Genomic DNA, 14,265 nt, shown 5'->3' with positions numbered 1-14,265 from the left:
ACCTGCTCCTTTCTTGTTTGTTTTTTGAAGGAGGATGAAGATGACGAACGTAACGGAAAAGGTCGAAGCGCTCGCAAAACCAATCGTCGAACGAGAGGGGATGGAGCTAGTCGACGTTGAATTCGTCAAAGAAGGGGCGGATTGGTTCCTACGTGTCTCCATCGACAAAGAGGGTGGCGTGGATCTTGAAGACTGCGTCAAAATCAATGAACAGTTATCGGAAGCATTGAATGACAATGATCCGATCGACGAGCCGTATTACCTCGACGTCGCTAGTCCAGGAGCGGAACGTCCACTGAAGAAAGACGAGGACTTCGAAAAGGCGATTGGGAAACATGTGTACATCAAAACGCACGATCCAGTAAAGAATGCGGTTGAATTCGAAGGAACGTTGCTCGCGTACACACCTGAGATGCTTGAAATCGAAGTGCGTGTCAAAACAAGAAAATTGAAAATTGAGATACCGGTCGACAAGATTTCACTTGCGCGACTTGCGGTAATGTTCTGACGGAAAGGAAGAGAACGATGGGACCACAGTTACTCGAGGCGATCAATCAAATCGCGAAAGAGAAGGAAATTGACAAGAACATCATCATCGATGCGCTCGAACAGGCATTGATTTCAGCGTACCGACGCAACTTCGGAAAAGAATCGGAGGCTGTAAAGGTCGAATTCGACCAGCAGACAGGAGACATCCGTGTCTTCGCGCTTAAGGAAGTCGTCGAACGATTGACACAACCAGAAGAGCAACTTTCGCTTGAAGAAGCGCACGAGATCGATCCGACATATGAACTCGGCGATTTCCATAAAGTCGAAGTGACGCCAGGCGACTTCGGTCGTGTTGCAGCACAAACGGCGAAACAGATCGTCACACAAAAAATGCGTGAAGCAGAACGCGAACGCATCTACAATCACTTCGCGGATCGTGAAGATGAGATCATGACAGGTATCGTCGAGCGTCAAGATGCACGCAACTTGTACGTCAACCTAGAAGGTATCGAAGCTGTCTTGACGACACACGAGCAAATGCCGAACGAGCGTTTCGGGATTCGTGATCGCATCAAGGTGTACGTCACGAAAGTTGATCCAATGGTCAAAGGATCAGGGGCATCGATTCTTGTGTCACGGACACATCCAGGTCTCTTAAAACGTCTCTTTGAAATCGAAGTACCAGAGATTTCAAGTGGCGAAGTCGAAGTCAAGTCTGTGGCGCGTGAAGCGGGCGACCGTTCGAAAATCGCAGTCGCGGCGGATGACATCGATCCAGTCGGTGCATGTGTCGGGCAAAAAGGGGCACGTGTTCAACGCATCGTCAATGATTTGAACGGGGAAAAAATCGATATCGTCCGTTACTCGGATGATCCGAAAGAATATGTTGCGAATGCACTCAGCCCAGCTCAAGTCGTTGCGGTCTATGTCAACGAACCAGCGAAAGCGACAATCGTCGTCGTTCCAGATTTCCAATTGTCGCTTGCCATCGGGAAACGTGGTCAAAACGCGCGTCTCGCAGCGAAATTGACAGGATGGAAAATCGACATCAAGAGCGAGTCTGAAGCGGAAGCAATGGATCTCGAAGATGTCTTCGCGACGGAAGAGCCGGCAGTAGAAGCGGTCCAAGTCGAAGGCGAGGAATAATTCGTGCAAAAAAAGGTACCATTACGTAAGTGTGTCATCACACAAGAAATGAAACCGAAAAAAGAATTAATTCGCGTCGTCCGGACACCTGAACAAGAGGTCGTCATCGATTTAAATGGTAAGATGAATGGGCGAGGTGCCTATTTATCGAAAGATGCGGCAGTCATTGCGACGGCGAAGAAAAAACGGACGCTTGATCATCATTTGAAGGTCAAGACGACAGATGCCTTATACGATGAATTGCTTGAAATCGCGGGAGGTACAAATGAGTAAATGGGAATCCCTTCTCGGTCTCGCGAATCGAGCTAGAAAAGTGACGACGGGAGAAGAACTCGTACTGAAAGAAGTACGAGGAGGACAAGCGAAGCTTGTTCTTTTAGCAGCAGATGCGGGGGCTGCCACGCGTAAGAAAGTCACAGATAAATGTACGAGTTATCAGGTTCCTTACCTAGAAGTCGCCGACCGGACGATTCTCGGTCAAGCATTAGGAAAGGATGCGCGTGTTGTCGTGTCAGTCAATGAAGCCGGATTTGCGAAAAAGCTAACTGAACTCCTCTCGAACGACTAATTGGAGGTGGATCCTTTGGGTAAGCGTGTATACGAATTCGCCAAGGAACAAAACGTAACAAGTAAGCAGGTCATCACCCAGCTCGAAAAGCTGGAGAAACCAGTCAAGAATCATATGGCAGTATTAGATGAACAGACAGTACAGCAACTCGATCAAGTATTTAATCCCGAAAAATATCGGGCTCAAAAGACGGAGGCTCCAAAACAAGTGAAATCAGATAATAAACCGAACCGACCAGGAAGTACAAACAAACCAGCAGGTAACCAATCACGTAACAGCAAAGGCGGACGCCCAGAATTCGGCAACCGTAACAACCGTGGGGGCAAACGTCGTCCGAACCAAAAGAAAGCAGAACCACGCAAACTTGAAGTAGCGGATCCGAACTCGAAGTCGAGTCAACGGAAAGCAGCTCGCCGAGCGCAAGAAGAGGCGATGGCAAACGTCGTTCAATACTCTGACAACTTGACAGTCGGTGAACTCGCTGAAAAAATGGCGAAAAAACCGAATGAACTGATCATGAAATTGATGGGTCTCGGTGTCATGGCGACGATCAACCAAGATCTTGATGACGAGACAGTCGAACTGCTCGCGACAGAGTTTGGTTTTGAAGTCGAAAAGACTGTCCAAGTCGATGAGACGGACTTTGATCAATACGAATTGAACCTTGACCAGTACGAATTGTCTGAACGTCCACCGGTCGTTACGATCATGGGACACGTCGACCACGGTAAAACGACATTACTCGATTCGATCCGTAACACGAAGGTCACTGCAGGCGAAGCCGGCGGGATCACGCAGCACATCGGTGCTTACCAAGTTGAGATTGACGGCAAGAAGATCACGTTCCTTGATACACCAGGTCACGCGGCGTTCACGACGATGCGTGCACGTGGAGCAGATGTCACGGATATCGCGATCATCGTCGTTGCAGCCGATGACGGTGTCATGCCGCAGACGGAAGAAGCGATCAGCCACGCGAAAGCAGCTGGCGTTCCAATCATCGTCGCTGTCAACAAGATGGATAAAGAGGGTGCGAACCCTGACCGTGTCAAACAAGAATTGACAGAGTTCGAACTCGTTGCAGAGGACTGGGGCGGCGATACGATCTTCGTACCGGTTTCAGCTCTTAAAGGAGACGGCATCGACGAATTGCTCGAGATGATCCTTCTCGTCTCAGAAGTTCAAGAATACAAATCAACACCAGACATGAACGGTCGCGGAACAGTCATCGAGGCGAAACTCGATAAAGGACGCGGTCCAGTCGCTACACTTCTCGTTCAACACGGAACACTTCGCGTTGGTGACCCGATCGTTGTCGGTCACACGTTCGGTCGTATCCGGGCAATGGTCAACGATATCGGTCGTCGTGTCAAAGAAGTCGGACCATCGACGCCAATCGAAATCACAGGTCTAAACGATGTCCCGAAAGCGGGCGATCAATTCTTCGCATTCGAAGATGAGAAAAAAGCACGCCAAATCGGTGAAGCACGTTACCAACGTGAAATCGAAGCACAACGTCGCGATTCAGCGAAAGTTAGCTTAGAAGATCTCTTCGACCGCATCAAAGAAGGCGAAGTCAAGGACCTCAACATCATCATCAAAGGTGATGTCCAAGGTTCAGTTGAAGCCTTAGCCGGTTCATTGAAGAAAATTGATGTCGAAGGTGTTAAAATTAACATCGTACACTCAGGTGTTGGTGCGATCACGGAAGGTGACGTCATCCTCGCCTCGGCAGCAAATGCGATCATCATCGGATTCAACGTTCGTCCGGATGGTAACGCGAAATCAATGGCGGATCAGGAGAAGGTTGAAATTCGTCTTCACCGGATCATCTATAACGCGATTGAAGAAATCGAGCAAGCGATGAAAGGTCTCCTTGATCCTGAGTTCGTCGAGAAAATCATCGGTCAAGCTGAAGTCCGTGATGTCATCAAAGTATCGAAAGTCGGTACGATCGCGGGTGGATATGTCACGGAAGGTAAGTTAACGCGTGATGCAGGTGTCCGTGTCGTTCGTGACAGCATTGTCATCTACGAAGGAAAACTCGATACACTTCGCCGCTTCAAAGATGATGTCAAAGAAGTCGCTGCTGGTTACGAGTGTGGTATTAAGATCGAACGTTATGATGACGTAAAAGTCGATGATGTCATCGAAGCGTTCATCATGGAAGAAGTCAAACGGAAGTAACAGAACGGAATCCATTCTTCCGAACTGGAGGGAACAAACATGAGTTTACGCTCGAATCGTGTCGCCGAACAGGTGCGTAAGGAAATTACGCAACTGCTCATCAAGGATGTCAAGGATCCACGCGTCAAGCCGATTACCGTCACAGGTGTCGAAGTGACAGGAGACTTGCAACAAGCGACGATCTTCTATTCAGTCCTCGGTGACGAAAAAGCACGTGAGGATGCGCGCATCGGTCTTGAAAAATCAAAAGGCTTCATGCGTAAGGAAATCGGATCGCGGATTCGTCTGCGGAAAACACCTGAACTATTGTTCGAGGTCGATTCTTCTGTCGAATACGGATCACGCATTGATGAGTTGCTTCGGAATTTGAACAAAGATTAACACCTAAGGCAACCACGCGTGTGGTTGCCTTTTTTCAAGGAGGACATCACGTGGAACCCATCGGAGTATTACCACTAGATAAACCAGCCGGCATGACGAGTCATGATTGTGTCTTTCGTCTACGTCGCTTGTTTCAGACGAAAAAAGTCGGACATACAGGGACGCTTGACCCAGAAGTAACAGGTGTCTTACCGATTTGTCTCGGTCGAGCGACGAAACTTGCCCGTTTCATCACGGATGAAGGAAAACGTTACGCGGCGGAAGTGACGATCGGTTTTGCAACGACGACAGAAGATGCACACGGAGAGATCGTTCGTGAAACACCGGTCGAACCCGAAAGTATTACTGAAGAGGCGATCGCTGATATTCTGAGCGCCTTGACAGGAGAGATCGAACAGACGCCACCGTATTATTCAGCAGTCAAAGTGAACGGGAAGAAACTATACGAATATGCACGAAAAGGGATTGAAGTCGAGCGACCGACACGGATCGTCCGTATCGATCGATTGGAACGGACATCGGACCTTGTGTTCGAAGATGGTCTTTGTCGCTTCCGCCTTGATATCGCATGTGGAAAAGGGACCTATATCCGGACACTAGCAGTCGAAATCGGAGAACGACTCGGTTATGCGGCACACATGAGCGACTTACGCCGGACAGGTTCTGGTGCGATTGCTGAGACGGACACCGTCACACTCGAGACACTCGAATCGTATGAGACAGTCGAAGAGCGGATGCAACACGTCCTTCCGATCGAACACGTCATCCAAAAATGGCCACGATTGACGGTTGATGCAGCAACAGCGCAACGTGTCTTGAACGGAGCAAAGCTGACAAGCATTCCAGTCGAATTCGAGCTGTTTACTGTCTATAATGAAGAGGACGTACCTTTAGCGCTATATCGACGTCTTCCAGAAGAACAGGTAGCACGCGTCGAGGTCATGCTACAAATCGATTAAGATCGGAGAGAGCATCATGGACATCATACATTTGACATATCCGGAACAGCCTCAAAAAGCCCCTGCTGTCATCGCACTTGGCTTTTTTGACGGTGTACATCTCGGACATCAGCAAGTCATCGCAGCAGCACGGAAAGAAGCGGAGGCTCGTCGCCTGCCTTTGGCTGTCATGACCTTTGATCCACATCCGAAACAAGTACTTGGTAAAGGGGATGAACCGGTCCGCTACATCACGCCGCTTGAACGTAAATTAGAGAAAATCGAACGCCTTGGTGTCGATCGTGTTTACGTCATTGAGTTCACGATTCCTTTCTCGGAATTGTCACCGCAAGCTTTCGTCGATGAATATCTGATTGCGTCCGGTGCAGAGCATGTCGTCGCTGGATTTGATTATTCCTATGGTCGCTTCGGAGCTGGCAAAATGACGACGCTTGATTTTCATAGTCGTGGCACGTTCACGCACACCGTTGTAGCAGAGTTCCAAGAAGAAGCAGAAAAAATCAGCTCAACCCGGATTCGTCGTTTACTTGCTGCAGGAGAAGTCGAACCGGCTGCACGTTTGCTTGGAGAACCCTACCAAATCAAAGGCACGATCATTCACGGTGACGCACGCGGTCGACAAATTGGCTTCCCGACAGCCAACATGCGCCCAGAATTCGCCTACGTCATACCGAAACTTGGTGTGTATGCGACATTCGTTCGCTTAGCGGACGGTCGTCGATTCAAAGCGATGACGAACGTCGGCAGACGCCCGACGTTTTATGAGACGGGAGACGTCAGTATTGAGACACATCTTCTTGACTTTGATGAGGATCTTTATGGTCAAGAATTGACGCTTGAATGGATTGCTTATTTACGCGATGAAAAAGCCTTCAATGGTATCGATCAATTGAAAGAACAGTTGACACGAGACCGCGAAGAGGCAAATACACGATTAAGCGTTTGACAGTACGGACAGGGTTCGTTATGATAGGTCAGTACGATTACGTACAGCCGATTCACTTGGCATCTGGTCTCACCATCCGATGCTCGGGAATACGGTCATTCATAAGATGGAGGTGGAGTGACAATGGCACTCACAAAAGAACGTAAAAACGAAATCATCGAAGCATATGCTACGAAACAAGGCGATACTGGTTCGCCGGAAGTACAAGTTGCTGTTTTAACTGAACAGATCACAACTTTGAACGATCACTTACGTACACACAAAAAGGATCACCACTCACGTCGTGGTCTCTTGAAAATGGTCGGTCGTCGCCGTAACTTGCTCACATACCTTCGTAACAAGGATGTTGCACGTTACCGTTCGTTGATCGAGCGTCTTGGTCTCCGTCGCTAATCCCGACGAGAACGAGGTAGGGAAGCAGGAGCATCGTCTCCTGTTTCTTTTTTTTGCCGATTCATGGACTTTTTGCGCAAGAACCTACATAATTAGATTTGAATGAAAAAACGGATAGCAGTGAGAGGAGATTTGTGCATGTCACAAACAAAACAGACGTTTTCGACCGAACTCGGTGGACGTCCATTAACGATTGAAATCGGTCAATTAGCAAAACAAGCGAACGGAGCAGCATTGATTCGCTACGGCGATACAGCCGTTCTTGCTACGGTCGTTGCATCAAAACAACCGAAGGACTTAGATTTCTTCCCATTAACAGTGAACTATGAAGAAAAATTATATGCGGCAGGGAAAATCCCAGGTGGATTCCTCAAACGTGAAGGACGCCCTGGAGAGAGCGCGATCTTGACTTCGCGTCTGATCGACCGTCCGATCCGTCCATTATTCCCGGACGGTTTCCGTCACGACGTTCAAGTCGCGACGACGGTTCTTTCGTCAGATGCTGACAATTCACCAGAAGTCGCTGCGATGATCGGAGCTTCGATTGCGCTTTCGATCTCGGATATTCCATTCGACGGTCCAATCGCAGGCGTGACAATCGGTCGCGTCGACGGAGAGTTCGTCGTGAACCCGACTTCAGCGCAAATGGAAGTCAGCGACATCGACCTTCAAGTTGCCGGGACAAAACATGCCGTCAACATGGTTGAAGCAGGTGCGAAGGAAGTATCGGAACAAGCAATGCTTGAAGCGATCTTGCTCGGACACGATGTCATCAAGGAAATGATCGCGTTCCAAGAAGAAATCGTCGCACAAGTCGGTAAAGAGAAGTTTGACTACACGGTATCAAGCTTCGATGAGACAATCGTCAATCGCCTGAAAGCAGAAGCATTGGCAGAAGTCACACAAGCAGTTCAAGTCGAAGAAAAACAAGCACGTGACGTTGCCATCAACGAAGTCATCGCAAAATACATCGAGTTGTATGCAGCTGACGAGTCAGTCACAGCAGAACAACTAGCAGAAGTATCAGGCGTTCTCAACAAGTTCGTCAAAGACGAAGTCCGCCGTCTGATCACAGAAGATAAAATCCGTCCAGATGGTCGTGGTCTTGCTGAGATCCGTCCACTTGATTCAGAAGTCGGTCTCTTACCACGTGCACACGGTTCAGGTTTGTTCACTCGCGGTCAGACACAAGTCTTGTCTGTTGCGACACTCGGTGTTGCGGGTGACGCTCAAATCATCGATGGACTGGGTCTGAAGGAAGAGAAGCGTTTCATGCACCACTATAACTTCCCGCCATTCTCAGTCGGGGAAGCACGTCCGATGCGTGCACCAGGTCGTCGTGAAATTGGTCACGGGGCACTTGGAGAACGCGCACTCTTACCAGTTCTTCCGAATGAAGTCGATTTCCCGTACACGATTCGTCTCGTGTCAGAAGTCCTTGAGTCGAACGGTTCTTCATCACAGGCTTCAATCTGTGGTTCGATCCTTGCCATGATGGATGCTGGTGTTCCACTTAAAGCACCTGTCGCTGGTATCGCGATGGGCTTGATCATGGAAGGCGACAATTACTCGATCTTGACGGATATCCAAGGGATGGAAGATCATCTCGGAGATATGGACTTCAAAGTCGCTGGAACTCACGAAGGTGTCACAGCTCTGCAAATGGATATGAAAATCGGCGGAATCACGCGTCAAATCCTCGAAGAAGCACTCGAGCAAGCACGTCTTGGTCGTCTGCACATTCTTGAGCATATGCAAACGGTCATCGCTGAACCACGTGTCGAATTGTCACAATACGCACCAAAAATCGTCACACTCAAAATCAATCCAGATAAAATCCGTGATGTCATCGGACCTGGTGGTAAAGTCATCAACGGTATCATCGATGAGACAGGCGTCAAGATCGACATCGATCAAGACGGAACCGTCTTTATCGCTTCGACGGATCAAGCCGGCATCGATCGTGCCCGTCAATTGGTCGAAGATATCGTCCGTGAAGTCGTCGTCGGTGAAGAGTTCGATGGAACAGTTCGTCGTGTTGAGAAATTCGGTGCATTCGTCGAATTGTTCAAAGGAAAAGACGCACTCGTCCACATTTCGGAACTCGCACTTAACCGTGTCGGTCAAACGGAAGATGTCGTCAAACTTGGAGATAAGCTAAAAGTCCGTGTCACGGAAATCGATGACAAAGGACGTGTCAACGCTTCACACAAAGTCCTGCTCGTCGAAGGCTTAAGTGAAGAAGATCGTGCGGCATACGAAGAAAAGAAAAAGACAGAGCGTGAGAACCGCCCGCCACGTCGGGATCAGGGTTCACGCCCACCACGTGACGGACAACGTCCACCACGTCGTAACTAATGAATCCAAGGTGGCTCGACGGTGCAGAGAATGCAACGAGAGCCACCTTGTTTCCTATATTTGGAGGAATCACTATGATCGAACGGATACAATTAGAAAACGGAGTTCGACTGATCGTTGAACGGATGCCGGAAGCACGCAGCGTCGCGACCGGAATCTTCATTCAAGCAGGAAGTCGGACGGAACAGATCGAGGAGCATGGTATCAGTCATCTCATCGAGCATATGATGTTTAAAGGAACAAAACGCCATACGGCAAAAGAGATTGCGGTTTATTTTGATCGACTTGGTGGAAATATTAATGCGTTCACGAGTAAGGATCAAACGTGTTATTACGTCAAGACACTAGATGAACATGCAGGCGAAGCCTTTCACGTATTGGCGGACATGTTCCTTGAATCGACGTTTGACGCGGATGAACTGGAAAAAGAGAAAAAGGTCGTCATTGAAGAGATCAAGATGTACGATGACACACCGGATGATCTCGTCCATGAGTTATTAGCTGTTGCGGCTTACGGAGAAGATGTCATGGCTCGACCGATTCTTGGAACGGAAGAGAGTGTGCTTCGGATTGATCGTGCGATGATCGGACGATATCTCGAAGAAGCGTATGCTCCGGATCAAATCGTCATTTCCGTTGCCGGAAACGTCTCAGACGAGTTGATTGCGCAGATTCAAGAGCGGATGTCGATTCTCGAATCACGATCGAAGACACGCGAGACGACAGAGCCAAGGTTACAAAATGGTGTGATTCGTAAGGAAAAGGATACGGAGCAGGCTCATATTTGTTATAATTTCCGTGCGATTCCTTCTGCTGACCCACGTTTGCCTGCCCTCGCCTTACTCAATAATGCATTCGGTGCGACGATGTCGAGTCGCTTGTTCCAATCCATCCGAGAGGAACGCGGTCTTGCCTATTCAGTCTTTTCCTATTACACGACGTTTGACGATCATGGAACGTTCACGATCTATGTCGGCACGTCTCCGGAATCAGTCGAAGAGGTCGAACAGGTCCTTGCTGCTGAAATCGATCGCTTGAAGCGGGATGGATTATCGACGAAGGAACTCGAAGATGGGATTGAACAGCTGAAAGGTTCTCTGATTCTAGGGAACGAAGGCACATCGAGTCACATGAATCGAAACGCCCGAAATGAGTTGCATCTGCATCGTCACCCATCACTTGAAGAAGTGTTAGCGGATGTCGAACGGATTCGTCCATCGGATATCGAAGGGCTGATTGAGCACATCTTTTCGGAGGAACCGGCAAAGGCCTATATTCTTCCGGCAGACGAAGAAGAGGAAGCATGATAGCAGAACGGAATAGATGAAACATATGAAATGACGATGTCGAGAAAGAAGGAATACCGTTGAATTTAGCTGAATTGATTCAAGTCATACAGACGCAAAAAATCGAACGAATGGTAGAAGTGGACGTTACGTCCATCACGACCGATTCACGGGATGTTAAACCGGGAACATTGTTCGTCGCCATCAAAGGATATACTGTTGATGGACACGACTATGCTAAACAGGCGGAAGCACAAGGAGCGGTCGCAATCGTCGCGGAACAACCGGTCGACGTGTCGATTCCTGTCATTCTTGTTCGTAGTACATCACGTGCCATTGCCGAGTTGGCTGGCAAATTCTATGATTATCCTTCTGAAAAGATGCGGATGATTGGTATTACGGGAACGAATGGGAAAACGACGACGACGACGATCGTCCGTGATATATTAGCGCACCTTGGTCGGAAGACGGGTATCATCGGTACAGTTGAAGTCAAGATTGGTGACCGCGTCGTGCCAAGTCGCAATACGACACCACAAAGCTCCGAGTTACAAGCCTTTCTGCATCAGATGCATGAAGAAGATGTCCAAGATGTCATCATGGAAGTTTCTTCACATGGATTAGAGCTTGGTCGGGTAACGGGTGTCGATTACGACGTTGCGGGATTCACGAATCTGACGCATGATCACCTTGATTTCCACAAAACGTTTGAAAACTATGCGCGTGCCAAAGGATTGTTGTTTGCACAACTCGGTCAACGGCTGTCGACAGAGAAAGTCGCGGTCTTGAATGCGGATGATCCGACGAGTGAGCTGTATGAGATGATGACAGGTGCTCGTGTCATGACATACGGCATCGACAACGCAGCTGATCTCCGAGCAACAGCGATTGAACAGTCGCTTCAACAAACGACGTTCACGATGCTGTACAAGGAAGAACAAGTCGATGTCACGGCGAATTTCATCGGTCGCTTCAATGTCTACAATCTGTTGCTTGCGACAGGGATCCTCTTGTCTTGCGGATACGATCTAGCGACGATCGCAGGCGCGATTTCAGCAATCCGTCCGGCAAAAGGACGGATGCAACGCTTGCCGATTGAAGGATATAACGTCTATGTCGACTATGCGCATACTCCTGACGGCATCGAACAATGTCTGAAAGCACTCGTTGACGTACCGAAGGAAAAAATCGTCTTCCTGATCGGGACAGGTGGAAACCGCGACGTGACGAAACGACCAAAGATGGGCGAACTCGCTTCGACGTACGCAGGAACCGTCGTCATCACAACGGATGATCCACGATATGAAGCATATGAGTCGATTACATCCGGCATCGCCAAAGGGATGACCCACGATCAGTTCGTTGAAATCGGTGATCGGGAAGAGGCTGTGCGTTACGCAGCACGACTCGCACGACCAGATAATATCGTCATCTTAGCCGGTAAGGGCCATGAAAAATATCAAATCATTGGGGATGAGAAATTCCCGCTCGATGAGGAAATCATCGTCAAAGAGATGATACGACAAATGGAGGAACAGAAGTGACTTATCAACCAATCGTTGTAACCATAGATCAATTTGAAACATTCGTAAAAACACATCCCAAAGGCGACTTACTCCAGCTTCCAGCATGGGGAGAAGTCAAAAGCGCGACAGGATGGACACATGAACGGATCGCGGTCGGAACGGCTTCCGGTGAGATTGCCGGAGTTGGTCTTCTTTTGTTCAAGAAAGTACCGAAGCTACCGTTCACGCTTTGTTATGCACCGCGCGGTTTCGTCGTCGATTATAAGGATACGGACGCAATTCGCGCCCTTCGTGACGAAGCGATTCGTGTCGCAAAACAACAGAAGGCAATTGCGATTAAATTTGATCCAAACGTCGAGCGGGAAGAATATCCTGGTCTGTTGCAGGAGATGCAAGGACTTGGCTTTAAACATAATGGCTTCGGTGGCGGTTTTGACTACGCGCAGCCACGCTTTACGATGGAGACGAGTCTTGTAGGGACAGAAAAAGAGATCTTCGACGGTTTCCATTCGAAGTTCCGCTACAACGTCCGCCTTGCTGAACGCAAAGGTATCGTATGCGAACAAGCGGATCGTGAAGGGCTAAAGACATTTGCGAAACTGATGGTCGAGACGGGCGAACGGGATGGTTTCTCGATCCGCGGTCTGGATTATTTCGAGAATCTGTACGATCATCTTCACCCAAAAGGTGATGCAGTCTTGTTTTTGACGAAACTCGATGTCGTACGTGCGCTTGAGAATACAGAAGCCTTATTACTTCAAGCCGATAAGGAACTCTCGAAGATTCATCGTCAGCTTGAGAAAGAGACGGCTGAGAAAAAGTTAAAGAGCTTAAACAATCGCTTGGAGCAGACGACAGCACAAATCGAAAAAGCCGAGAAGTCGAAGACGGAACTGATGACGATTGCTGCCAAACATCCAAACGGTGTCATCCTGTCTGGTGGTCTTTTGACGCTTGCTGGTCGTCGCTCGTATTACTTATACGGCGCTTCATCGAACGAGTACCGGGAATTCATGCCGAACCACTTGATGCAGTGGACGATGATGCAATATGCGAAAGAACATGGTGCGCTCTCCTATGACTTCGGTGGAGTCAGTGGTTCGACAGACCCGGATGATCATTACGCGGGACTCTATGCCTTTAAATCTGGTTGGGGTAGCCGGATGATTGAAAAAATCGGTGAGTTCGATTATGTACTCAATCGTCCGCTCTATCTGTTGCTTGAGACTGGGTTGCCGATTCTACAAAAACTTCGGAAGAAGCTTCGCCGCTGATGAAACGGGGAACAATCTTCGGTTGGATCGTATTTTTATTGACGATGTTTGCGATTGGATTGTTTCTTGCGGCATCCATGAATCGGATGCCGACGATTTTGATGGATCAACCGGAGCTCGGGATTGATAGTTGTCCACGAGATGTAGCGGGGGAAGATCGCTTAATCAATGCAAGCGAGACGAACCTGAAGCGTCTCCACCCTGCTGTCGAGACAGGGGCAAAGGATCTGATCCGTGTTGCGCATTCGTGCTACAATATCGATATCAAGATTACGCAAGGATACCGCTCGATTCAGCAACAGAACGCGCTTTATGAACAAGGACGTTCTAAGGCAGGGGAAGTCGTCACGAATGCACGTGGTGGTGAATCAATGCACAATTATGGACTCGCTGTCGATTTCGTTCAGCTCGTGAATGGAGAGATTTCATATGATCTTGAGTATGATGGGAATCGGTCAGGGAAAAGTGATTGGCGCGAAGTCGCGGATATCGGAAAAGCGCTCGGTTTCGAATGGGGAGGCGATTGGAAACGATTCGTCGACTATCCTCATTTTGAGATGACGTTCGGGTATTCGCTCGACGAACTGAAGGCTGGTGAACGTCCAAGCCGTTCGGAAAAAGCGAAACGAACGGAAGAAGTCGAAGATTTGTTGAATACGTGATCAACGTCATTCCTGGAGTAATGTGGCAGGAATGACGTTTTTTTTAGATTTCCTAGTCCGATTGTTGGCAGATTGTGAAAATTCGGCTAG

General features: G+C 48.7%; 14 protein-coding genes. All 14 read left to right on the top strand.

Features of this window, described 5'->3' with window-relative positions:
• Positions 1–40: 40 nt before the first annotated feature.
• Positions 41–508, top strand: coding sequence for a ribosome maturation factor RimP (gene rimP, locus N179_RS06470; protein WP_023468684.1), 468 nt, complete (start codon positions 41–43; stop codon positions 506–508).
• A 17-nt stretch (positions 509–525) separates the two neighbouring features.
• Positions 526–1,635 carry a transcription termination factor NusA gene (gene nusA / locus N179_RS06465; protein ID WP_023468683.1) on the top strand — a complete coding sequence of 370 codons (1,110 nt, stop codon included), beginning with the start codon at positions 526–528 and terminating at the stop codon, positions 1,633–1,635.
• 3 nt (positions 1,636–1,638) lie between these two features.
• Positions 1,639–1,908 (top strand): RNase P modulator RnpM, encoded by a 270-nt coding sequence (rnpM, locus tag N179_RS06460; protein ID WP_023468682.1) that lies wholly within the window; start codon positions 1,639–1,641, stop codon positions 1,906–1,908.
• Positions 1,901–2,203, top strand: coding sequence for a YlxQ family RNA-binding protein (locus N179_RS06455; RefSeq protein WP_023468681.1), 303 nt, complete (start codon positions 1,901–1,903; stop codon positions 2,201–2,203). The genes rnpM and N179_RS06455 overlap by 8 nt, the downstream gene beginning before the upstream one ends.
• Before the next feature lie 15 nt (positions 2,204–2,218).
• On the top strand, positions 2,219–4,390 hold the full coding sequence (gene infB / locus N179_RS06450) for a translation initiation factor IF-2 (protein ID WP_023468680.1): 2,172 nt from the start codon (positions 2,219–2,221) through the stop codon (positions 4,388–4,390).
• A 39-nt stretch (positions 4,391–4,429) separates the two neighbouring features.
• On the top strand, positions 4,430–4,771 hold the full coding sequence (gene rbfA / locus N179_RS06445; protein WP_023468679.1) for a 30S ribosome-binding factor RbfA: 342 nt from the start codon (positions 4,430–4,432) through the stop codon (positions 4,769–4,771).
• 50 nt (positions 4,772–4,821) lie between these two features.
• Positions 4,822–5,730 (top strand): tRNA pseudouridine(55) synthase TruB, encoded by a 909-nt coding sequence (gene truB / locus N179_RS06440; RefSeq protein ID WP_023468678.1) that lies wholly within the window; start codon positions 4,822–4,824, stop codon positions 5,728–5,730.
• 16 nt (positions 5,731–5,746) lie between these two features.
• Positions 5,747–6,676 (top strand): bifunctional riboflavin kinase/FAD synthetase, encoded by a 930-nt coding sequence (locus N179_RS06435; RefSeq protein ID WP_055968627.1) that lies wholly within the window; start codon positions 5,747–5,749, stop codon positions 6,674–6,676.
• Between the two features lie 123 nt (positions 6,677–6,799).
• Complete coding sequence (gene rpsO, locus N179_RS06430) at positions 6,800–7,069, top strand: 30S ribosomal protein S15 (protein WP_023468676.1); 270 nt, start codon at positions 6,800–6,802, stop codon at positions 7,067–7,069.
• A gap of 138 nt (positions 7,070–7,207) precedes the next feature.
• Positions 7,208–9,427, top strand: a complete 2,220-nt coding sequence (gene pnp / locus N179_RS06425; RefSeq protein WP_075642535.1) for a polyribonucleotide nucleotidyltransferase — start codon at positions 7,208–7,210, stop codon at positions 9,425–9,427.
• A 74-nt stretch (positions 9,428–9,501) separates the two neighbouring features.
• Positions 9,502–10,734 (top strand): M16 family metallopeptidase, encoded by a 1,233-nt coding sequence (locus N179_RS06420; protein ID WP_023468674.1) that lies wholly within the window; start codon positions 9,502–9,504, stop codon positions 10,732–10,734.
• 59 nt (positions 10,735–10,793) lie between these two features.
• A complete protein-coding gene (locus tag N179_RS06415) occupies positions 10,794–12,257 on the top strand; it encodes a UDP-N-acetylmuramoyl-L-alanyl-D-glutamate--2,6-diaminopimelate ligase (RefSeq protein WP_075642534.1) in 1,464 nt (487 codons plus the stop codon).
• Positions 12,254–13,513: a lipid II:glycine glycyltransferase FemX gene (locus N179_RS06410; protein ID WP_075642533.1), complete on the top strand. Its 1,260-nt coding sequence runs from the start codon at positions 12,254–12,256 to the stop codon at positions 13,511–13,513. The genes N179_RS06415 and N179_RS06410 overlap by 4 nt, the downstream gene beginning before the upstream one ends.
• A complete protein-coding gene (locus tag N179_RS06405) occupies positions 13,513–14,175 on the top strand; it encodes a M15 family metallopeptidase (RefSeq protein ID WP_075642532.1) in 663 nt (220 codons plus the stop codon). The genes N179_RS06410 and N179_RS06405 overlap by 1 nt, the downstream gene beginning before the upstream one ends.
• Positions 14,176–14,265: the final 90 nt, after the last annotated feature.

The sequence above is a fragment of the Exiguobacterium indicum HHS 31 genome, assembly GCF_001939065.1.
Lineage (GTDB): Bacteria > Bacillota > Bacilli > Exiguobacteriales > Exiguobacteriaceae > Exiguobacterium_A > Exiguobacterium_A indicum.
Note: the sequence above shows the minus strand (reverse complement) of the source record. Positions and strands in the feature narration are given on the sequence as shown.

Excerpts from the sequence above, each read along its gene's own strand:
- pnp (WP_075642535.1), top strand. The coding sequence starts at position 7,208 with ATGTCACAAACAAAACAGACGTTTTCGACCGAACTCGGTGGACGTCCA.
- nusA (WP_023468683.1), top strand. The coding sequence starts at position 526 with ATGGGACCACAGTTACTCGAGGCGATCAATCAAATCGCGAAAGAGAAG.
- N179_RS06435 (WP_055968627.1), top strand. The coding sequence starts at position 5,747 with ATGGACATCATACATTTGACATATCCGGAACAGCCTCAAAAAGCCCCT.
- N179_RS06455 (WP_023468681.1), top strand. The coding sequence starts at position 1,901 with ATGAGTAAATGGGAATCCCTTCTCGGTCTCGCGAATCGAGCTAGAAAA.
- N179_RS06405 (WP_075642532.1), top strand. The coding sequence starts at position 13,513 with ATGAAACGGGGAACAATCTTCGGTTGGATCGTATTTTTATTGACGATG.
- N179_RS06420 (WP_023468674.1), top strand. The coding sequence starts at position 9,502 with ATGATCGAACGGATACAATTAGAAAACGGAGTTCGACTGATCGTTGAA.
- rbfA (WP_023468679.1), top strand. The coding sequence starts at position 4,430 with ATGAGTTTACGCTCGAATCGTGTCGCCGAACAGGTGCGTAAGGAAATT.
- rpsO (WP_023468676.1), top strand. The coding sequence starts at position 6,800 with ATGGCACTCACAAAAGAACGTAAAAACGAAATCATCGAAGCATATGCT.
- rimP (WP_023468684.1), top strand. The coding sequence starts at position 41 with ATGACGAACGTAACGGAAAAGGTCGAAGCGCTCGCAAAACCAATCGTC.